Origin of the sequence: Devosia ginsengisoli (assembly GCF_024707105.1) — a bacterium.
Classification (GTDB): domain Bacteria; phylum Pseudomonadota; class Alphaproteobacteria; order Rhizobiales; family Devosiaceae; genus Devosia; species Devosia ginsengisoli_A.
On record NZ_JANQAJ010000006.1, the window covers coordinates 539,645 to 558,066 of the forward strand.

At 62.8% G+C, this 18,422-nt stretch carries 21 protein-coding genes and 1 pseudogene; 7 read left to right on the forward strand and 15 right to left on the reverse strand.

Annotated features, from left to right (window positions below; genetic code table 11):
* Positions 1–39 precede the first annotated feature (39 nt).
* The 4 genes from NVV79_RS06395 (at position 40) to NVV79_RS06410 (ending at position 4,142) form a co-directional block, all read left to right on the forward strand.
* On the forward strand, positions 40–522 hold the full coding sequence (locus NVV79_RS06395) for a response regulator transcription factor (protein ID WP_303987317.1): 483 nt from the start codon (positions 40–42) through the stop codon (positions 520–522).
* Positions 523–533: 11 nt separating this feature from the next.
* Positions 534–710, forward strand: a complete 177-nt coding sequence (locus NVV79_RS06400) for a LuxR C-terminal-related transcriptional regulator (protein WP_303987319.1) — start codon at positions 534–536, stop codon at positions 708–710.
* A complete protein-coding gene (locus NVV79_RS06405) occupies positions 707–2,521 on the forward strand; it encodes a sensor histidine kinase (RefSeq protein WP_303987321.1) in 1,815 nt (604 codons plus the stop codon). The genes NVV79_RS06400 and NVV79_RS06405 overlap by 4 nt, the downstream gene beginning before the upstream one ends.
* Before the next feature lie 196 nt (positions 2,522–2,717).
* Entirely contained in the window at positions 2,718–4,142 is a 1,425-nt protein-coding gene (locus NVV79_RS06410; protein ID WP_303987323.1) for an MFS transporter, read from the forward strand.
* A 187-nt stretch (positions 4,143–4,329) separates the two neighbouring features.
* On the opposite strand, the gene NVV79_RS06415 is transcribed toward NVV79_RS06410, so the two are convergent.
* The 12 genes and pseudogenes from NVV79_RS06415 to NVV79_RS06470 all read right to left on the reverse strand — a co-directional run bounded on the left by NVV79_RS06415 (position 4,330) and on the right by NVV79_RS06470 (position 11,510).
* Positions 4,330–4,965, reverse strand: a complete 636-nt coding sequence (locus NVV79_RS06415) for a peroxiredoxin (protein ID WP_303987325.1) — start codon at positions 4,963–4,965, stop codon at positions 4,330–4,332.
* A 162-nt stretch (positions 4,966–5,127) separates the two neighbouring features.
* The gene (locus NVV79_RS06420) at positions 5,128–5,625 is read right to left on the reverse strand and encodes a CreA family protein (protein WP_303987327.1); all 498 of its coding nucleotides are present in this window, start codon (positions 5,623–5,625) and stop codon (positions 5,128–5,130) included.
* Positions 5,626–5,812: 187 nt separating this feature from the next.
* Positions 5,813–6,613 carry an amino acid ABC transporter permease gene (locus NVV79_RS06425; protein ID WP_303987329.1) on the reverse strand — a complete coding sequence of 267 codons (801 nt, stop codon included), beginning with the start codon at positions 6,611–6,613 and terminating at the stop codon, positions 5,813–5,815.
* 221 nt (positions 6,614–6,834) lie between these two features.
* A complete protein-coding gene (locus tag NVV79_RS06430) occupies positions 6,835–7,638 on the reverse strand; it encodes a transporter substrate-binding domain-containing protein (RefSeq protein WP_303987331.1) in 804 nt (267 codons plus the stop codon).
* 70 nt (positions 7,639–7,708) lie between these two features.
* A complete protein-coding gene (locus NVV79_RS06435; protein WP_303988339.1) occupies positions 7,709–7,870 on the reverse strand; it encodes a YegP family protein in 162 nt (53 codons plus the stop codon).
* Between the two features lie 24 nt (positions 7,871–7,894).
* Positions 7,895–8,077: pseudogene (locus tag NVV79_RS06440) on the reverse strand (YegP family protein); the annotation flags it as partial.
* A gap of 86 nt (positions 8,078–8,163) precedes the next feature.
* A complete protein-coding gene (locus NVV79_RS06445; protein WP_303987333.1) occupies positions 8,164–8,451 on the reverse strand; it encodes a SelT/SelW/SelH family protein in 288 nt (95 codons plus the stop codon).
* On the reverse strand, positions 8,452–8,913 hold the full coding sequence (locus tag NVV79_RS06450) for a Crp/Fnr family transcriptional regulator (RefSeq protein ID WP_303987335.1): 462 nt from the start codon (positions 8,911–8,913) through the stop codon (positions 8,452–8,454).
* A 104-nt stretch (positions 8,914–9,017) separates the two neighbouring features.
* Positions 9,018–9,656 carry a DUF1236 domain-containing protein gene (locus NVV79_RS06455; protein ID WP_303987337.1) on the reverse strand — a complete coding sequence of 213 codons (639 nt, stop codon included), beginning with the start codon at positions 9,654–9,656 and terminating at the stop codon, positions 9,018–9,020.
* A 140-nt stretch (positions 9,657–9,796) separates the two neighbouring features.
* Entirely contained in the window at positions 9,797–10,267 is a 471-nt protein-coding gene (locus NVV79_RS06460; protein ID WP_303987339.1) for a glutathione peroxidase, read from the reverse strand.
* 61 nt (positions 10,268–10,328) lie between these two features.
* Positions 10,329–10,523, reverse strand: coding sequence for a hypothetical protein (locus tag NVV79_RS06465; protein ID WP_303987341.1), 195 nt, complete (start codon positions 10,521–10,523; stop codon positions 10,329–10,331).
* A 408-nt stretch (positions 10,524–10,931) separates the two neighbouring features.
* Positions 10,932–11,510 (reverse strand): hypothetical protein, encoded by a 579-nt coding sequence (locus NVV79_RS06470; protein ID WP_303987344.1) that lies wholly within the window; start codon positions 11,508–11,510, stop codon positions 10,932–10,934.
* A 139-nt stretch (positions 11,511–11,649) separates the two neighbouring features.
* On the opposite strand from NVV79_RS06470, the gene NVV79_RS06475 reads away from it, so the two are divergent.
* The gene (locus tag NVV79_RS06475) at positions 11,650–12,078 is read left to right on the forward strand and encodes a hypothetical protein (RefSeq protein ID WP_303987346.1); all 429 of its coding nucleotides are present in this window, start codon (positions 11,650–11,652) and stop codon (positions 12,076–12,078) included.
* Positions 12,079–12,083: 5 nt separating this feature from the next.
* Positions 12,084–14,816 carry a KGGVGR-motif variant AAA ATPase gene (locus tag NVV79_RS06480; protein WP_303987348.1) on the forward strand — a complete coding sequence of 911 codons (2,733 nt, stop codon included), beginning with the start codon at positions 12,084–12,086 and terminating at the stop codon, positions 14,814–14,816.
* An 11-nt stretch (positions 14,817–14,827) separates the two neighbouring features.
* On the opposite strand, the gene lepA is transcribed toward NVV79_RS06480, so the two are convergent.
* Complete coding sequence (gene lepA / locus NVV79_RS06485) at positions 14,828–16,633, reverse strand: translation elongation factor 4 (RefSeq protein WP_303987350.1); 1,806 nt, start codon at positions 16,631–16,633, stop codon at positions 14,828–14,830.
* 101 nt (positions 16,634–16,734) lie between these two features.
* Here lepA and NVV79_RS06490 point away from each other — a divergent pair, with 101 nt between their 5' ends.
* Positions 16,735–17,610 (forward strand): extensin family protein, encoded by an 876-nt coding sequence (locus NVV79_RS06490; protein WP_303987352.1) that lies wholly within the window; start codon positions 16,735–16,737, stop codon positions 17,608–17,610.
* A 133-nt stretch (positions 17,611–17,743) separates the two neighbouring features.
* On the opposite strand, the gene NVV79_RS06495 is transcribed toward NVV79_RS06490, so the two are convergent.
* Together NVV79_RS06495 and NVV79_RS06500 are read right to left on the reverse strand one after the other, a co-directional pair.
* Positions 17,744–18,205 carry a hypothetical protein gene (locus tag NVV79_RS06495; RefSeq protein ID WP_303987354.1) on the reverse strand — a complete coding sequence of 154 codons (462 nt, stop codon included), beginning with the start codon at positions 18,203–18,205 and terminating at the stop codon, positions 17,744–17,746.
* Between the two features lie 57 nt (positions 18,206–18,262).
* Positions 18,263–18,409, reverse strand: coding sequence for a hypothetical protein (locus NVV79_RS06500; protein ID WP_303987356.1), 147 nt, complete (start codon positions 18,407–18,409; stop codon positions 18,263–18,265).
* Between the last annotated feature and the right edge of the window lie 13 nt (positions 18,410–18,422).

The following is an 18,422-nucleotide window of genomic DNA, read 5'->3' on the forward strand; positions in this document are numbered from 1 at the left end:
ACTATAGTTCGGCTCGGGGCAGGCTGGCAGGAGCGGGGTATGACGAACGGGCCGGAGGGGGCGCCGCTGCGGATCGTTCTGGTCGAGGACGACGAACCGATCCGCCGGCGGCTGGCCGAACTCATCACCGACTGGTCCGGCGCCACATTGGTGGCCACCTGCGCCACGCTGGCCGAAGCGCTGGCGGCGATCGAGGCGCAGAGCTTCGACCTGCTCGTCACCGATCTGAAACTGCCCGACGGCAACGGCATCGAGGCGATCCGGCTGGTCGGCAAGCTACAGCCGCAGGCCGAATGCATGGTGATTTCGGTGCTGACCGACGAGCGCTCGGTGCTCGACGCCATCGAGGCGGGGGCAGCGGGCTATCTGCTCAAGGATGCCGAAGCGCTCGACCTGATCGAGGCGATCACCGACCTGATGGCGGGGCGTTCGCCGATTTCGTCGCGCATTGCCCGCGTGCTGGTGCGCCGGCTCGCCGAACGGGGGAAAGCAGCGGGACGGAGGAGGACAGGCCGAGCCTGACGCCGCGGGAAATGGATATCCTGTGGGGCATTGCCAAGGGCTTTACCTATGGCGAGCTGGCCGAGCGGCTGAGCATGTCGCGCCAGACCGTGCCGGTGCATATCCGCAATATCTACCGCAAGCTACAGGCCTCCAATCGCAGCGAGGCGGTGTTCGAAGCCACGCGGCTGGGGCTGATCAGGCTATGAGGCCAGCCGGACTGGCAGGACCGGCTTTGCTGCTGGTGGCGCTGACGCTGCTGCTGGCCAGCATGCCGGCCTGGCTGCACCTGCCGCTGCCGGACAATGGGCTGGTGCTGACGCAGGCAGCGCTGGTGGTGGATGATGGGAAGGTGCAGGCGGTGACGTTGCCCCATACGGTGCGGACGCCCGAGCCCGGACGCGCAGTGATCCGCTATGAGATGGAATTCCAATTGCAGGCGCAGCTCGAACGGGCGCAGACCGTCTATATCCCGGCGGCGCGGCACCCGCTTTCCGTCGCGGTGAATGATCGGGCGGTGCAGTTGCCGGCCGATTCGCCGTGGCTGCAGCAGGCGCAGGGCTATACGAGCCTGCTGCGCGTGCCGGCCGACTATCTGGTTCAAGGCGAAAACCACATCGTGGTGACATTGGTGCGGCGCGATGCGGCCATCCCCTTCTATCTGAGCCCGGTCCATATCGAGGCCGGCGCCGGGCTGGATCGCTCGCCATGGCTGGCGCTGGCCATGGCCGGACAGGGGCGCATCGCCGCCTTCGTGCTGCATCTGGTGGTATTGCTGGGGCTGCTGACGCTGTGGACGGCGCGGCGGCACGATCCGCTGTTCCGCTGGCTGGCGCTGATCGGCAGTACGACGCTGCTGGCCAACCTGCTCGATATCGCCCAGGTGCTGGACGGATTTGCCTCCTGGGCGCCGGCCCAACACGTATTGATGTGCGCCTTCGGCCTGATGGCGCTGGGCGTGGCGCTGGCGGCGGCGGAACGCCCGACGCCGCGCTGGCTGGCGCCGGCCATGATCGTGCTGCCGCTATTGCTGCTCGGGCTGGGCCTGCTGCTGGGGGAGCGACCGCTGCTGGTGACCGGCATCAGCGCCGGCATCGCCATTGGCGGGCATATCGTGGCCACCGTGCTGCTGGCGACCAGTTTCCTGCGCACCGGGCGGTGGGACCAGGGATTGCTGGCCGTGCCGTTCTTTCTCGTCGCCTGGATCGGGCTGGGGGACATGATGGTCGTGACCGGGCTGCGCGAAGCGCCGTTCCTGCTGACCAATTATGTGCGGCCGCTGACCCTGCTGACCATCGTCATCGTGCTGATGCGGCGGCTGGCCAACAGCCTCAACAGCCTGGACGAGGCCAATGACCTGCTGCGCCACAAGCTGAACGAGCAGGAGCGGCAATTGTCGTCGCTGCATGCGCGGGAGCGCCGGCGCGCCGCCGAGGCGGTGCTGGAGGATGAGCGCGAGCGGCTGACGCGCGACCTGCATGACGGGCTGAGCGGGCATCTGGTATCGATCATCGCGCTCAGCGAACGGGGCGCCGATGCCGCCACGATCGAGCGCTCGGCTCGCGCGGCGCTTGACGACCTGCGGCTGGTGATCAATTCGCTCGATGTCGGCGACGAGGACCTGCCGCTGGCTTTGGCCGGCTTCCGCGAGCGGCTGGAGCCGCAACTGCGCCGGCTGGGCGTGGGGCTCGACTGGTCGATGGAAAAGCTGCCTGAAATCGGCGGGGTGACGCCGGGCAATGCGCTATCGGTGCTGCGCATCATGCAGGAAGCGGTGACCAATGCGCTCAAGCACGGCCCGGCGCGGCATATCCGCATCGAGGGGCAGCGGGGCTATGGCGGCGCGGCCGTAATCGCGGTGGCCAATGACGGCGGCGGGGGCGAAGCGGCGCGGGCCGGACATGGGCTGAGCAATATGAGCCGCCGGGCCCGCTCGATCGGCGGCGACGCCGTGTTCGAACGGCTGGAGGGCGAGGCGATCATGCGCCTGACCCTGCCGCCGCGACTGCTGGACGCCTAGGGCTTTTGGGGCCCCCGCGCTCCCAGCCTCGTGGTTCGACAGGCTCACCATGAGGCCTCCGATAGGTGAGTGCTTCAGCCCCGGGCGCCGGCTCCGGCGGATTCTCCTCGCTTCGGGCAGGCCGGGGGACTATGCAATTGCGCTTGCTCTTCGCATAATATATCAAGCAATTCCTTTTTTAATTCGAGTCGTTGCCATGACCGATTCCTCCCAAAGCAGTTGGGCCGAAATTTTCACGCCCCGTTTCGCGACGGTGACGCTGATCCTGTGCCTGGGCGTGGCGCTGCTGGCGTTCAACGCCTTTCTCGCCTCGATCTCGCTGCCGACCGCCGTGCAGGAAATGGGTGGGGTGGCGCTGATCTCGTGGGCGCTGACGCTGTTCCTGGTCTTTGCCATTGTCGGCGGGTCCGGCGCGGCCCTGCTCAAGCAGAGGCTGGGCGCGCGCACGGCGCTGCTGGCTTCGGCCGGCGTTTTCCTGGCAGGCACGGTGGTGGCCGCCACGGCCACATCCATGGAGCAGGTGCTCGTGGGGCGAGCCCTGCAGGGGCTGGGCGAAGGGGTGGTGTCGGCCATCTGTTTCGCGCTGATCCCGGAGCTGTTTCCGTCGCGGCTGGTGCCCAAAGTGTTCGGGCTGCAGGCGATGATCTGGGCCATTGCGGCCTTTGGCGGGCCGGCGGTGGCGGGGCTGTTGACCGAGCTGGTCTCCTGGCGCGCGGCATTTCTCGTCAATGTGCCGCTGGTGCTGCTGTTTGCCGCCATGGTGACGGTGAAAGTGCCGGCTCATTCGCCCGAGGACCGCAAGGTGGTGAGTTTTCCGGGCATTCGCCTGCTGACCATCGGCGCGGCGATCATGCTGGTGGCTTTGGCCGGGCTGGCGCAGCCGCTGGCGGCGACGGGCCTGTTGATCGCGGCCGCGGCACTGCTGGTGCTGGTGGTGTGGCTCGATGCCCGCGCGACGGATCGGCTGATGCCGCCCGATGCGTTCCGGCCGATATCGGTGGTGGGCACCGGACTGTGGATGGTGCTGCTGATCAATGTCGCCGGCGCCGGTTCGGCGGTCTATCTGGTGCTGGTGGTGCAGGAAATGTGGGGCTATGGCCCCACCGCGGCGGGCGCCCTGGCGGCCACGCTGGCCGTGGCCTGGAGCGCATCGGCGATCCTGGTGGCCAATGTGCGCAGCAAGGAGACGCGCAAGACCCTGATCCGGCTGGGGCCGGCGATGATCGGCGCGGGACTGCTGCTGGTGCTGGCCGGGCTGGAGCTGGACCAGGTGGCTATCGTGGTGGCCGGGCAATTGATCATCGGCTCAGGCTTCGGCACCTGCAACGGCTATCTGAACCTGACGATGATGGAGGCCGCCAGCGACGCCGAACGCGACCGCACCTCGGCGCTGATGCCGACGACGCAATCGGCGGGCAATGCGATCGGCGCGGCGCTGGCCGGTGTCGCCGCCAATTCGGCGGGCATGGCCGACGCCGTCTCGGCCGTGGAGATCAAGCTGGCCGTGATGCCGATCTATGTGCTGGGCGCGGCCATGGCCGCCCTGGCCTTTGCGGCGGCGTGGCGCATGGTGAGCATGATACGGCCGCAGGACGTGAATTCGAGCTTTGCGGCGGGGTAGGTACCCCCTCCATTCCTCCCCCTGATAGGGGGAGGAATGGATCGGGGATTTGGTACCATGTTGCCCTGTCCACTGGGCGGCTCCTCCCCCTATCAGGGGGAGGTTGGGAGGGGGTATCCGGACAAAGAAAAAGGGCGGTGAATGAACCACCGCCCAGTTTTGTCAGGGAGAAAACGTGTGCGCGCTCTTACGCGCGGGGCTGGGGAACAATGCGCAGATAGGGCTTGGGTTCCTTCCAGCCATTGGGGAACTTTTCCCTGGCGGCATCATTCGACAGGGAGCTGGCGATGATGACATCCTCGCCATTCTTCCAGTTGACCGGGGTGGCCACGGAGTGGTTGGCGGTGAGCTGAAGGCTGTCGATGACGCGCAGCACTTCATCGAAATTGCGGCCGGTGGAGGCCGGATATTCGATCTTGAGCTTCACCTTCTTGTCCGGGCCGATGACGAAGACCGAACGCACGGTCAGCGTGTTGTCGGCATTGGGATGGATCATGTCATAGAGGCGGGCGACTTCGCCCTTGGTGTCGGCCAGCAGCGGGAAATTGAGGGCGGTGCCCTGGGTTTCCTCGATATCCTTGGCCCAGCCGCCGTGATCCTCGAGCTTGTCGACGGAAAGGCCCAGCACCTTGACGCCGCGCTTGTCGAATTCGGGCTTCAGCTTGGCGGTATAGCCCAGCTCGGTGGTGCAGACGGGGGTGAAATTCTTGGGGTGGCTGAACAGCACAGCCCAATGGCCGTCGATATAATCATAGAAATGAATCGGGCCTTCGGTGCTGTCGATGGTGAAATCGGGGGCGGTATCGCCAATCAGAATTGCCATGTCTTGATCCTTACCGGGCCAGCAAAGGGCCCCTACTCGCTTTAACAAGGAATATCGTCTTCCCGGCCGCAGAATGCAGCGGCCGGAAGCGAAATCCTTTTATGTTTTGCCGCGCCGGAACGCCATGGCGTTCCAAAGGTGCGGCCGGGAACAGGAAAGCCTTCAGCGCGTGGCGGGAGCGCCATTGCTCCAGGTGACCTGCTCGGTGGCGAGGGGAATGACCGAAAGGCTCATCTTGCCGGAGCCCTGCTGGATCTCGCGGGCATGGGCCAGGTAGATCAGCGCATTGTTGGTGGCATCGTAGACGCGGGTGACGCGCAGCGACTTCCAGATCAGCGAGCGCCCTTCCTTGAAGATTTCCTCGCCGCCGGCACGGGTATTGATATCGCCGATGGTGATCGGCCCGGTGACAGAGCAATCGAGCGCCGAATAGGAGGGGTCCTCGAACCAGTTGCCCTGCTGCAGGCGATCGATGAAGGAGCGGTTGAAATAGGCCAGGTGGCAGACGACGCCATCGACTTCCGGATCGGCCACCGCATCGATGGCGATATCATTGCCGGTCCAGTCGACCCCGACGCTGCCCACTTCGCGGCTGTCGCCACAGGCGGCAAGGGTGACGGCAAGGGCGGCAGTCATGGCGATTGCGGCGAGGCGGTTCATGGGCAGGCTCCCTGGTTGCGGGGATTAGATGGGATGTTTGGGGGTGAGTGCAATGGGCGGGGCACAAATGAGCCTCATCCTCGGTCGTCATCCTCGGGCTTGACCCGAGGAGACTTCACTTGTGCCAGCGTTTCGCAAGTGCAGAGCCCTCGGGTCAGGCCCGAGGGTAACGCGCGGTGTTGGTTGCCTAGTAGCTGCGCTCTTTCAGATATCGCTCCAGCAGGCGCACCAGCAGGGACAGCGAAATGGTCATGGTGAGATAGAGGAAGGCCACGACATTGTAGGTTTCGAAGAACAGGAACGTGCCCGAGGAATAGACCTTGCCGAGCTGGGTAATATCCTGCACGCCGAGGGCCGAGACCAGGGCGGAATCCTTGATCATCGAGACGAAGTCATTGGCCAGCGGCGGCAGAATGGTGCGCAGGGCCTGGGGGAAGGTGACGAGGCGGAAGCATTTCCAGCGGGAAAGGCCGAGCGAGCGCGCCGCTTCGAGCTGGCCGCGATCGACAGATTCTATCCCCGCGCGGAAAATCTCGGCGATAAAGGCAGAATAGCAGATGGTGAGCGCGACGATGGCGCGCCAGACGAAATCGAACTGGCGGATGGTGACCACGGTATCGAAGGGCTGCAGCAGCCAGTTGAGGCCGGCTACCATGCCGGGAGCGCCGACAAAGGCGACGTAGAACAGGAAGACCAGCACGGGAATGCCGCGGATGATTTCCACGTAGAAGGTGGCGATCTCGCGCAGGATGCGGTTGCCCGAAGTGCGGGCCAGGGCGACGAGCAGGCCGATCAGCGTGGCCGATGTGAAGGCGACCAGCGTGACCCAGATGGTGGTGAGGACGCCGCTGGAGAGGGCCCGGAAGATTTGGCTATAGCCGGCATCATTGGTGATGGCCCAGAGCCCGGTGACAAAGAGCAGCCCGATGGCGAGCAGCCACCAGGGGATGCGGGCGAAGATGGAGGGACGGCGGGGGATGTAGGTCATGGTGTTTTATTTGCCCCGCAGGCTCAGTCGTTCTTCCCTCCCCCTTGTGGGGAGGGATCGAGGGTGGGGGTGTCGAGGGTGCCACAGGCGCCGAGTTTGTGGAGCCCTCGACACCCCCACCCTGCTCGATTCAACGGACTTAGCAAGCTAAGTCCTATCTCGCTTCCCTCCCCACAAGGGGAGGGAGGGTGCTGACTGATGGATCGTAATCGGACCGACGCCTACTGCGCCGCGTTGTACTCGTAGAACCACTTCTGCTGCAGGGCATCCATGGTGCCGTCGGCCTTGATCTGGGCCAGGGCGGCGTTGATGGGGGCGACGAGGTCGGAGCTCGGGGTCAGGATGAAGCCGAAATCCTCGGTGCCGAGGGGCTCGCCGATGACTTTGAAGGCGCCGGGATTGGCGCCGATATAGCCATTGGCCGAGGTCTGGTCCATCAAGACGGTATCGACATCGCCCGAGGCCAGGGCCTGCACCGAGGCGCCGAAGGTTTCGAACAGCTTGATGCGGGGATTGGCCTCGTCGCCATCGAGCACGTCGTAGACGGCGACGTAGAAATTGGTGGTGCCGGCCTGGGCGCCGACCAGATTGGCGGCATCGGCGGCAAAGCTGGCCGCATCGGTGAAGCGGTCCTCATCGGCGCGGACCAGCATGAGCTGCTGGCTGGTGAGGTAGCTGTCGGAAAAATCGATCTGGCTCTTGCGCTCGTCATTGATGGTGATGCCATCCATGCCGACTTCGAACTGGCCGTCGCGCACCGCCTGGATCATCACGTCCCAACTGGCGAGCTGCCAATCGACCTCGGCATTGAGGCGGATGGCGATTTCGTTGAACAGGTCATATTCGAAGCCGATGCCCTCGCCACTCGCTGGATCGGCGAAGTTGAGCGGCACATAGGCGTTTTCGGTGACGGCGACGATGGTGCGGCCGCCCAGATCGGGCAGCGCATCCTGCGCCTGGGCGGCGGGCAGGCCAAGGGCAACAACGGCCGCTGCGGCGGCGAGGAGTTTGGTGAGCGAAGGCATGAGGCGGCAGTCTCCCGGTCAATGTTTTGCCGGGAGACTAGAGCATTCGGTCGAAGCTTGGAAATGGGCTTTATGCCCCGTCTACCACGTCGGCGCCGGGGCCGTTCTTCTGCAGCGACTCGATAGCGTTCCTGGCCGAGGCCTTGGATGTATAGGTTTCGGTGCGGACCATGGTCTCGCCATTGCCGGCGACGAAGCGCACGAAATGCTGGCCATCCTTGGAGGCGACGATCTCGAAGCGGTAGCCGGAGCCGGTCTCGTCCTTGGAGAGATCGACCGTGGCGGCGCCGGGCGCATTCTTCTTCAGGGACTCGATGGCCGACTTGGCGCTGGCCTTCTGCTTGTAATTCTCCGACCAGAAAATCTTCTCGGAATTGTAGGAGAAATCGAACTTGAACTGATCGTTGGCGGCTGGGGTGACGTTGAATTTATGCGCCATGACGCTGGGACTCCTCTTCGACAGCCGCGACCCGACTGCCCTCACAAGGGGGTAGCTTAGCGGCATGGGAGCAGAAGGGAAGCCCTCTATGTCCGGTCGATATGGCCCAGGTCGCGGTCGGGATCGATGCGGTCGCGGACCAGTTGCTTGAGCTGCTTGACGTCGGGAAAGCCGCCGTCGCGCTTGCGTTCCCAGACCAGCTCGCCATCGAGATGGATTTCGAAAATACCCCCGGTGCCGGGCACCAGGGTCACGGAGCCCATTTCGAGGCTGAAGGTGGAGAGGACTTCGGACGCCATCCAGGCCGAGCGCAGCAGCCAGTTGCACTGGGTGCAATAGGTGATGGTCAGCGCCGGCTTGCCGTTGTCGCTCACCTAGGCCTTCTTGCGCTTCTTGAGGTCGGCGGGATCGACAAGGCTCGCCAGAATCTGGTCGACGAGGTCGAGATCCTGCCGTTTGCCGGCGGCCTGCTGCTGCAGGTCGACCAGGTAGGACGTGGTGTAATAGAGCCGCCGCGCCAGCATGGTGGCGATATGCAGCGAGAATTCGGGGCGGGAATCGAGGAAGGTCAGCGCATCGGGGATTTCATAGGCGGTGACCGCCGAGAGCGCCTTGACCGTGGCCGAATGGGGCATATCGAGCAAAACCGCCATTTCGCCGAATATGGATCCAGGTTCGTCGACATGGGTGACCTGGGTGCGCTCGCGGATGACTTCCACCTGGCCCTCGACCAGCACGTAGAGCCGGCCGAAGCGCTCGCCTTCGGGCAACATGACGGCGCCCGGCTTGAACGTCACCTGATTCAGACCCTGGCAATATTCGAGAATGTCGGCCATGTGCTCCCTCCGCCTGCCGGCCTTCTATATCGCGCAAAGTCCCGGCCGGTCAAAGCAAAGCCGCCCGGCGCGAACCGGGCGGCTGGAGAGGGCTGGCGCAAGGATCAGTTGATCCACACCACCGTGCGATTGGTAGAATCGACCAAAGCCGGCCGGTCGCCGAGATAGACATAGCCATAGCGCGAATCGGGAATGGTGGCGATTTCGGTGCCGTCGGGCAGGACATAGCCCACCACCGCGTCACCCTCGACCTCGACCGAAGTCACGGGATTGGCCACGGCGAAATCGGCGGCGGTCTGGGGTACGAGATAGCCCGGGGACTGCACCAGGGCGCGGCTTTCCAGATCGACGATCCAGACGCGGTCATTGGCGTAGACATAGCCATAGGCCGGGTCGCCCTCGATGGGATAGACCGTGACGTCGGTCGGCACGACAAAGCCGATATCGGCGCTGCCGTCGAAATAGATCGGCTCGACCGGATGGGCCGCGACATAGTCGATGGACGAGGTGGCGATGCCCGCTTCGGCGCCGATCGTGGCGCCGGCAAAGCCGCCGATGACGGCGCCGATGGGGCCGCCCAGCAGGCCGCCCACGACAGCGCCGGTGGTGCCGCCGCCGGTGGCGCCGATGACGGCGCCGGCATCGGCATCAGGCTGGACGCCGACGACCCGGTCCTGGGCGACGGCAGGCAGGGCAGCGGCGAGCGAAAGTGCGGCCATGGAGGCCAGGAGAAGCTTTTTCATTGTCTTGATCCTAACGTAAGCGAGCAGGCCGGAGGCCGGCTCATTGCGGATTGCGCGGGGCCAATGACGGCGGCGCGCGGTTAACCGCCCCGTGGGTTTGCAACGGGAGCCCGTGGCGGTTCGTTCCGCAGATGTGAGGATCAGGCGGCGAGCTGTTGCAGAATGGCACCGGCGAGATCGGCCGGCTGCACATCCGGCGCGAAGCGGGCGGCAACCTGCCCGTCCCGGCCGATGAGGAACTTGGCGAAATTCCATTCGATATCGCCCGGATGCCCGGATTTGAGCCAGGCATAGAGCGGGCTTTCATGGGGGCCGTTGACATCGAGCCGGGCGAAAAGCGGGAAGCTGACGCCGAAATTGACTTCGCAGAATTCGGCGATCTCGACCGCCGTGCCCGGCTCCTGCCCGCCGAACTGGTTGCAGGGGAAGCCCAGCACGACCAGGCCTTCATCCCCATGCGCGCGCCACAATGCCTCGAGCCCGCCATATTGGGGCGTGTGGCCGCATTGGCTGGCGGTATTGACCACCAGCACGACCTTGCCGGCATAGGCGGCGAGGGGCTGGGGCGTGCCATCGAGCAAAGGCAGGGTGAAGGCGCTGAGGCTGGTCATGGCGGGCAAGAATCCCAATGGTCGGGGATAGGTAGGCCCCGCTGCCGGGCGCGGCAAGGGCTCAGTGCCGGATGAGCTGCAGATCGTTTTCCGAGACGATGCGCAAATGGGTCTCGGCCTTGGCCTGGACCTTGTATTGCACCTGGTGGCCCTCATAGGGCAGCAGGGCGACGATCTGGCATTCGCCGGCCTTGCGGCTGCTGCTGGCGCGATTGGGCAGCAGGTCGAGCGTCTGGCCGACCTTGTATTTGTGCATGTGGGGAACTCCGGCAAAAACCGACTTTATCAGCTTGAAGGCGCCGACACAAAGCAAACGATTCGCCCGGGCAGGCGGCAGTGCCGGACGGCGCGAGCGCCTCCGGGTGCAAGGTTGAACGAGCGGACCCCGAGACGGCTTTCGCCTCGAAAGGTATTTTTTAATGAGACGAAGGCCGCCTCGGGGTGCCGGGACTTGCTCGGACGGCGCGATCGCAAACCCCAGCGGATTGCCGTAGCGCCCCGCCCGAATGTTTCGTCCGCTCGACCCGAAAGCAGGCGCGACCCCGCCTTCCCCGGCTGGCTTCCGGACGCTCGTCGCTGCAGCGCCGCCCGTATCCCGAAAGCTGGGGGCATCATACGCGCGGTGATGCCCGCGGGGATAAGATGGATAACTTTGCTTGGGACTCTAGCGATTGCGATATTGCTCGATGCGCTTGGCCAGCTTCTGGCGCAGATCGAGCATCTTCGCCTGGTAGGCAGCATATTTCGGATCGGCATGCGACGCCTGCGGCGTCTCCAGCCGCGGCCGCAGCCGCCGCACCGGCAGGGGCACCTTGTCCTTCACCAGCCAGACATAGGCCTTGAGATCGCTGCGCCAGACGCTGTTGGCCGCCTCCCAACCATCGAGCTCCGCCAGAGCCTGGCCGAGCTGGGTGGCAAGCCCGCCATGGTCGGGGGCCGCCATCGGCAGGGGATCATCATGGGCAAGGAAGGGCCTGGCGTCGCGCAACAGCGCCTCGGCCACGCCGCTGGTGTGGCGGGAAACCGGCGCCTCCGGGCGGCGCGTGGCCACGGCAGTGATCTGGGCCTGCAGGGCGCTGAGCCGGAGCCAGAGGGCTTCGTGCCGGGCCGCGAGGGCGTGGGTGACGCGCGGCAGGGATTTTTTGCGCGGCCTGGCGGGATGGGCGGAGACAGGCGCAGCCTGCGGCGCAGGCTGGTCCTGAGGCGTTTGCCCGAAGGACGGCTGGGTGGTGTGTGGGGTCATGGTGTTCTCCTGTTGGGGTGGGATGCCGGACAGGAGAGGATAGAGCGGGGTGGAGGGGTGGGGATTAGTTTTGTGGCATCGACATTCAAGCAATTTTCGGTACAGCTTCTGTGGGGAAGCAAGCTCATTGGAGCCGCCGATGGCTAATGTGCCGTCTGATGTAACAGACCTAAAGAGAGCGTTTGGTGCGCATCGCCAGCTTGAAGGCAACCTTCAAGTGTCTCGGCGGTCGCGTGTTATGGCATTGTTTTATGCTGCAGAATGCGGCCTAAAGTGCGTACTTATGGCATCGGCTAACCTGACTAACGTCATGGATCTTAAGCCCATATTCAAGACAAAGTACGGGAAATCAGATCTGCATGACATTGAGGCGCTTTGTATCGAAGCGTCTATTCTTCCGAGCGATGTAGGCGCGACCCCTAGCGATTTCGTTGTCAACGGAGCAACGTTCGCTTCTTATAGAATTCACGAGGCAGCGCGATATGGCGTTAAGTTACCCGACATTTATCTAGTCGCTGTTGAAAACTGGCTGAGAAACATCGCCACGCAGGTTTCTCTGAGGATTTAGGCTACATGCAAGAGTACTATACATACCTGGATGTGCTTGACCGACTCCGTGATCTTGAGCCGGAAAAGCGCCCTCCTGCTGGCACAGTTCGAGCAGACGCAACGCCAACTCGCCTAGCCATAACTATAAGCGCCAACACCAATCTTCAGCAGGTGATGGCGTGGCTCAAGGAAACCTTCGGGCCTCGCTATTCGCAAGAGGGGGGGTTTTTGTCCCTTGAAACGGCGGGCGAAGAACAAGCACGCCGTTTGGCAATTGATATTGTTCGTTCCGATGATGAAAACGATGCGCCGGTAAAAGTCCGACTCAGGCCAACACTGTCTAAATCTCGGTTTGTGGCCTTTGAGAACACTTACGAGCCGTTGCCGAAGGATAGCCTAGCCGGCTTGCCGCCTGTGATGACTTTCCATTCTTTTAAAGGGGGCATGGGTCGTACAACGCTTGCACTTGCATTCGCTGACTCCCTGAGCAGAGGTAATCATAAAGTTCTTTTTGTGGATGGGGACTTTGAGGCCCCCGGAATATCCAGCATGCTAAGGCACATTATGCCGGCACCTCGCGTTTCTTTTGCTGACTTGCTAGCGTTGGCACATGCTGATCCTGACCCTTTAGCCAAACATTCCATACAGTTAGTCGCCGAACGCCTTGTCGACCAAGAGGTCGAAGGAATCGTCGTCCTGCCATGCACCAGAGACTTGAGCCTGCCTCACATAACGCCAGAGGCGTTGACGTTCTCCCCGGCGAGATCGCCTTTTTTTGTGGGTGACATCCTTGCGAAGCTGGCCCAGTTGGTCGGCGCTGACTTGGTGATCGTAGATTTACGGGCTGGTCTATCCGAACTTGCAGCGTCACTGTTTTTGGACCCGCGACTTGAGCACGTTTTAGTCACAACTCTAAATGGCCAAGCTATTGATGGTACAATAGCGCTCCTTAACGAGTCCGAGCGTGCCGCGATGGAGTGGCGTAAGGCCACTGGCGAGGCTCTAATGGGATCCTTGACCGTAGTGGTCAATCAAGCGCCAAGCGGAATCACTTCCGGCGGTCCGAGCTCCGAGACAATTGCTGCAAACTCAATGACTGCGCTTGACGACGCATTGAGACGCATTTCTGAGAAGCAGTCAGACTCCGCGAGTTCCAGTAGTGCCAACCCGTTTTTTGACTCACCACTTGTGCCGTTGATTATAGAAAGCACACCTGCTGTAGCGATCTTGCCAAGGGATCTTTCTGCTGCACGTCGTTTGTTGGCGGAACATTTTACGCACAGAGAGTTTCTGGACAAATTTATTCAGATACTACCTGAGAAAGAGCCATCTCCTGCGCAGACAATAGATGCTCCCGTCTCAGATCGTCGTCGGAAACTAGCCGACTACGCAAAAGGTGCGGTATTCGCGGAGAGTGGGGCAAGGCAAGAAATCTTTCCAACCCGTTCACTAATGAACTTGGTTGATAGGCATCAGCGTTCCCTGCCAACGATTGTTGTACTTGGAGATAAGGGTGCGGGGAAGACCTACACCTTTATGTCCTTGGCCCTGTCCCGCACATGGAGGCAGTTTGCTGGTAGAGTTTCGCCCTCAGCAGTTGTCGTGGGCGACGATCTTATACTGCCGGTTACGCCTCCCCAAGATTTGGGTGAAGGTGGACGAGCGAGTGAGCGAGAAATTACCCGCCAGGTAGCCACCGCAGTTTCCGGCCTGCCACCACTAAACGATCAGCGGCTTTCGGACGTGATAGAGCGTCAGAAGGCATCAGATGGATCAGAAAGCTTGAGTTCTTGGCGCGATTTTTGGCTGGACTTGATCGCCTGGCGCTGCGGCATAGATGTGGAGGTGGCTGGGGCATTTCAAACGCTAGTCGCGACACACACATCGCGTCGTCTAGTAGCAATCTTTGACGGCATCGAGACGCTCTTTACCAACATAAAGTCCTCCATTGTGGAGCGCACGGCGGTAGAGGCTTTGCTGAGGGCTGTGCCCGATTGGTTGGCGCAACTTCCTGATAGACCGTTGGGGACATTAATCTTCATACGGGAGGATGTGGCTCGAGCTGCACTTCCGAATAACTTCAAACAATTCGAAGACAGATACGGAGCCTATGCTCTGAAATGGAATTGGTCAGAAGCGTCGGCCTTGGCATTCTGGATTGCGCAGCAGGCTGGCGCCCTAGACTCGACACGATCTCCAATCGACTTGGTGGAGATGGACGAAGAGACTCGCGGTCGCGAGCTAGAAGCACTTTGGGGTCTGAAGATGGGGCCCAACACCTCACGAGAAGCGCGCTCTCAGGAGTGGGTGATGTCTTCGCTTTCTGATTTCAACAGGCGCGTCAAAGCTCGCGATCTGGTTAGATTCATGTTTGAATCTAGCCAAAGGTCTACGGACGACCAGATATACTATGACAATCGAATCCTTAGCCCAAGAGCCATGCGTGACTCGATTGATCCTTGCAGCGAGGCTCGTGTCGTAGAAACTGGTGAGGAAAATAATGAGCTTCGCCAAATCTTCGAGAGAATTAGACAGTTGACCAGCGAGCAGCGAGAGTTGCCATGGCGACTTGAAGATGCCATCCAGTTTATGGGTGCGGAATCCGTAAGAGCGCTAGATGAGAATGGCGTTCTTTTCAGAGATAGAGACGAATATTATGTCCCTGAAATATACAGACACGGCCTTCGGTTCTACTATTCTGGCGGTGCGCGGAGAAAGGTCGTTACGCTCATGAGGCGGGCGCCCGTTTACGAGTAGCAATCGAGCGCTCAGTCATCCCCCATCTTCAGCGCCTTGATAAACGCCTCCTGGGGTATCTCCACTGATCCAAACTGCCGCATCCTCTTCTTGCCGGCCTTCTGTTTCTCCAGCAGCTTGCGCTTACGCGTCGCGTCGCCGCCGTAGCATTTGGCCGTCACGTCCTTGCGCATGGCGCGGACGGTTTCGCGGGCGATGATCTTGCCGCCGATGGCGGCCTGGATCGGGATCACGAAGAGATGCGGGGGGATCAGTTCCTTGAGCTTTTCGCACATGAGGCGGCCGCGGCTTTCGGCGACGGTGCGGTGGACCAGCATGGAGAGGGCGTCGACCGGTTCGGCATTGACCAGGATGGAGAGCTTGACCAGGTCGCCGGGGCGGTGGGTATCGAGCGTATAGTCGAAGCTGGCATAGCCCTTGGAAATGGACTTCAGGCGATCGTAGAAATCGAACACGACTTCATTGAGGGGCAGATCGTATTCCACCATGGCGCGGGAGCCGACATAGCTCAGGTTGCGCTGGATGCCGCGGCGATCCTGGCAGAGTTTCAGGATCGAGCCGAGATATTCGTCGGGGGTGAGAATGGTCGCCTTGATCCAGGGCTCGCGGATTTCGGCTATCTTCATCACGTCGGGCAGGTCGGCCGGATTGTGCAGCATGACCGTATCGCCCGATGTCATCTCGATCTCGTAGACAACAGAGGGGGCGGTGGCGATGAGGTCGAGATTGAACTCGCGGGAAAGGCGCTCCTGGATGATTTCGAGATGCAACAGGCCCAGGAACCCGCAGCGGAAGCCGAAGCCCAGGGCGGCTGAGGTTTCCATCTCGAAGGAGAAGCTGGCATCGTTGAGCCGCAGCTTGCCCATGGCGGCGCGCAGCTCGTCGAAGTCCGAGGCATCGACGGGGAAGAGGCCGCAGAACACGACGGGTTGGGCCGGACGGAAGTCCGGCAGGGGATTGGTGGTGGGGCGGCGATCGTCGGTGATGGTGTCGCCGACATTGGTATCGGCCACTTCCTTGATCGAGGCGGTGAAGACGCCCAGTTCGCCCGGCGACAGTTCCTTGACCTCGACCAGCTTGGGCGTGTTGACGGCGACGCGATCGAGCTCATAGGTGGCGCCCGAGGCCATCATGCGGATCTTCTGGCCCTTCTTCATCACGCCGTCGATGATGCGCACCAGCACGACGACGCCGAGATAGGTATCGTACCAGGAATCGACCAGCAGGGCCTTGAGGGGCGCCTCGATATCGCCCTTGGGGGCGGGCAGGCGGTGGACGATGGCTTCGAGCACGGTATCGATGCCCAGGCCCGATTTGGCGGAAATCTCCAGCGCGTCGGAGGCGTCGAGCCCGATGACATCCTCGATCTGCTGCTTGACGCGGGGAATATCGGCGGCGGGCAGATCGACCTTGTTGAGGACGGGGACGATTTCGTGATTGGCATCGAGCGCGTGGTAGACATTGGCCAGCGTCTGCGCCTCGACGCCCTGGGAGGCGTCGACGACCAGCAATGAGCCTTCCACGGCGGCCATGGAGCGGGAGACTTCGTAGGCGAAATCGACATGGCCGGGCGTGTCGATGAGGTTGAGGATATAGGTCTCGCCATCCTGCGCCTTATAGGTCAGCCGGACGGTCTGGGCCTTGATGGTGATGCCGCGCTCGCGCTCGATATCCATGGAATCGAGCACCTGCTCCTTCATCTCACGGAGCTCCAGCCCGCCGGTCATCTGGATGAGGCGGTCGGCCAGGGTGGACTTGCCATGGTCGATATGGGCGACGATGGAGAAATTGCGGATGCGGGAAAGCGGCGTTGTCATGTCGCGCTGATAGCAGAAGCGCGGGGGGCGAGAAAGATGGTTTCCGCCACGTTAACAGCGGTTGAGCGGTGCCTTTTGCATGGTTCGTGCGTTAGGCAGGCATGCGCACCCAATTTCGACTGCTGATCGCCCTGCCCCTGTTGATGGCCGCCCCCGCCGCGGGGCAGGACCTGCTGGGGCCCCTGCAGAACTTCGTGGACACGCTGACCGAGCGACCGGCGACGCCAGGACCGGCGCCGGAAGCGGAGCCGGCAACACCCCCGCCGGTGCCGCGGCCACGGCCGCCCAGCCTGCCCGACGAGCCGGTGGTGGAGCCGCCGCGGCCGCCGATTGCGGCGCCTGACGTGGAGGCAGAGCCGGAGGAGGCCCCTGCCCCGGCGCCGGTTGCCGAGCCGGAACCGGATCCCGAGCCCGAACGCGTCTATCAGGTGGCCTGCCCGGCCGTGATCATGGGGCTGGTGGAGGCCGAGATGGCGCCGCCGCTCAGCGAGGGGATATGCGGGGAGCAATCGCCGCTGGTGGTGACAGGGGTGATGAGCCGGGGGCGGATGGTGCCATTATCAAGTCCGGTGACGACAAATTGCCAGATGGCGAGCGCCCTGCCCCGCTGGGTCGAGACGGTGGATGGATATGCCGAGGCGATGCTGGGCAGCGCCGTAGCGGAGATCGGTGCGGGCACCAGCTATATGTGCCGCAACCGCAACAATGCCGAGGCCGGCTTTACCTCCGAGCATGGCTTTGCCAATGCCGTCGACGTGACCGGATTTACGCTGGAAGACGGGCGGAGCATTGGCGTCGAGGGCGACTGGCTGCCGGCGGCGGAGCCGGAGGGACGGCTGCTGCGGCTGGCGCATGACGCGGCGTGTTCGGGGTTCAGCACCGTGCTGGGGCCGGAGGCGAATGAAGAGCACAAGGACCACCTGCATCTCGACCTGGGCTGCCATGGGGCGAGCTGCACGGCGCGGATCTGCGAGTGAGCTTCCCCTCTCCCCTGTGGGAGAAGGGGGCTGCGCTATCCCATACTTCAATGCCTGCGGATAGCTCCCCAGCCCCTCATCCGCCCTTCGGGCACCTTCTCCCACGAGGGGAGAAGGGAAGTGCCTCGGAAACTTACTGAGCCGGGGTCGCCGGCGGTTCGGTGGTGACGGTGCCGGCCGGCGGGGCGGCGGGGGCTGACGTGGCCGGGGTGGCGTAGATGGCGGTTACGGCATCGACGCCGCGGCGATCCTCGCTGCCTTCGGTGCAGTCGGGCGCGGTCTTTTCGACATCGGCCTTGACCTGGTCATAGGCGGTTGCCGCCATGGCGGGGTCCATGCCGAGGGCGGTTTCGAGGCGCTTGCGATCGGCTTCCATGCCGGCGGTGATGTCGGGCTCGATGGTGACCGCGCAGATATCGATGACCGCCAGCGTGGCATAGAAGCCGGTCAGCATATTGGCCTGCTTGGGCGTGGTGTTGAGGGTGGCGGCGGGATCGACGACGATGTCGGGCGTCGCGGGTGGCGCGATTTCCTGCGCGGCTGATGTGCCGAGCGTGAGGGCGAGGGCGGCGAACACGGCGAGCGGACGGATCATCGGGGGCTCCTTGAAGGGCGGGTCTGGTTACCCCCCTTCAAAGGCCCGATTATGGCTTCAGCACGGCGCGCGATCGCAGACCGGGTGATGGACCGGCAGATCGGCCCAATCATGCAGGCTCATGCTTTCAGGATCGAGCGGAGCGCTTGACGGCGCGAACAGGCCGGCGAAGAGGCGGCCGAGTTGCAGAAGAAGACTGGACATTTTGTGACCTCCT

Bases quoted from the DNA above. Each gene is read 5' to 3' on its own strand.
- NVV79_RS06475 (WP_303987346.1), top strand. From the start codon at position 11,650: ATGGCTAATGTGCCGTCTGATGTAACAGACCTAAAGAGAGCGTTTGGT.
- NVV79_RS06500 (WP_303987356.1), bottom strand. From the start codon at position 18,409: ATGTCCAGTCTTCTTCTGCAACTCGGCCGCCTCTTCGCCGGCCTGTTC.
- NVV79_RS06405 (WP_303987321.1), top strand. From the start codon at position 707: ATGAGGCCAGCCGGACTGGCAGGACCGGCTTTGCTGCTGGTGGCGCTG.
- NVV79_RS06395 (WP_303987317.1), top strand. From the start codon at position 40: ATGACGAACGGGCCGGAGGGGGCGCCGCTGCGGATCGTTCTGGTCGAG.
- lepA (WP_303987350.1), bottom strand. From the start codon at position 16,633: ATGACAACGCCGCTTTCCCGCATCCGCAATTTCTCCATCGTCGCCCAT.
- NVV79_RS06415 (WP_303987325.1), bottom strand. From the start codon at position 4,965: ATGGCAATTCTGATTGGCGATACCGCCCCCGATTTCACCATCGACAGC.
- NVV79_RS06465 (WP_303987341.1), bottom strand. From the start codon at position 10,523: ATGCACAAATACAAGGTCGGCCAGACGCTCGACCTGCTGCCCAATCGC.
- NVV79_RS06455 (WP_303987337.1), bottom strand. From the start codon at position 9,656: ATGAAAAAGCTTCTCCTGGCCTCCATGGCCGCACTTTCGCTCGCCGCT.
- NVV79_RS06430 (WP_303987331.1), bottom strand. From the start codon at position 7,638: ATGCCTTCGCTCACCAAACTCCTCGCCGCCGCAGCGGCCGTTGTTGCC.
- NVV79_RS06470 (WP_303987344.1), bottom strand. From the start codon at position 11,510: ATGACCCCACACACCACCCAGCCGTCCTTCGGGCAAACGCCTCAGGAC.
- NVV79_RS06480 (WP_303987348.1), top strand. From the start codon at position 12,084: ATGCAAGAGTACTATACATACCTGGATGTGCTTGACCGACTCCGTGAT.
- NVV79_RS06460 (WP_303987339.1), bottom strand. From the start codon at position 10,267: ATGACCAGCCTCAGCGCCTTCACCCTGCCTTTGCTCGATGGCACGCCC.
- NVV79_RS06425 (WP_303987329.1), bottom strand. From the start codon at position 6,613: ATGACCTACATCCCCCGCCGTCCCTCCATCTTCGCCCGCATCCCCTGG.
- NVV79_RS06400 (WP_303987319.1), top strand. From the start codon at position 534: ATGGATATCCTGTGGGGCATTGCCAAGGGCTTTACCTATGGCGAGCTG.
- NVV79_RS06410 (WP_303987323.1), top strand. From the start codon at position 2,718: ATGACCGATTCCTCCCAAAGCAGTTGGGCCGAAATTTTCACGCCCCGT.
- NVV79_RS06490 (WP_303987352.1), top strand. From the start codon at position 16,735: ATGCGCACCCAATTTCGACTGCTGATCGCCCTGCCCCTGTTGATGGCC.
- NVV79_RS06420 (WP_303987327.1), bottom strand. From the start codon at position 5,625: ATGAACCGCCTCGCCGCAATCGCCATGACTGCCGCCCTTGCCGTCACC.
- NVV79_RS06495 (WP_303987354.1), bottom strand. From the start codon at position 18,205: ATGATCCGTCCGCTCGCCGTGTTCGCCGCCCTCGCCCTCACGCTCGGC.
- NVV79_RS06450 (WP_303987335.1), bottom strand. From the start codon at position 8,913: ATGGCCGACATTCTCGAATATTGCCAGGGTCTGAATCAGGTGACGTTC.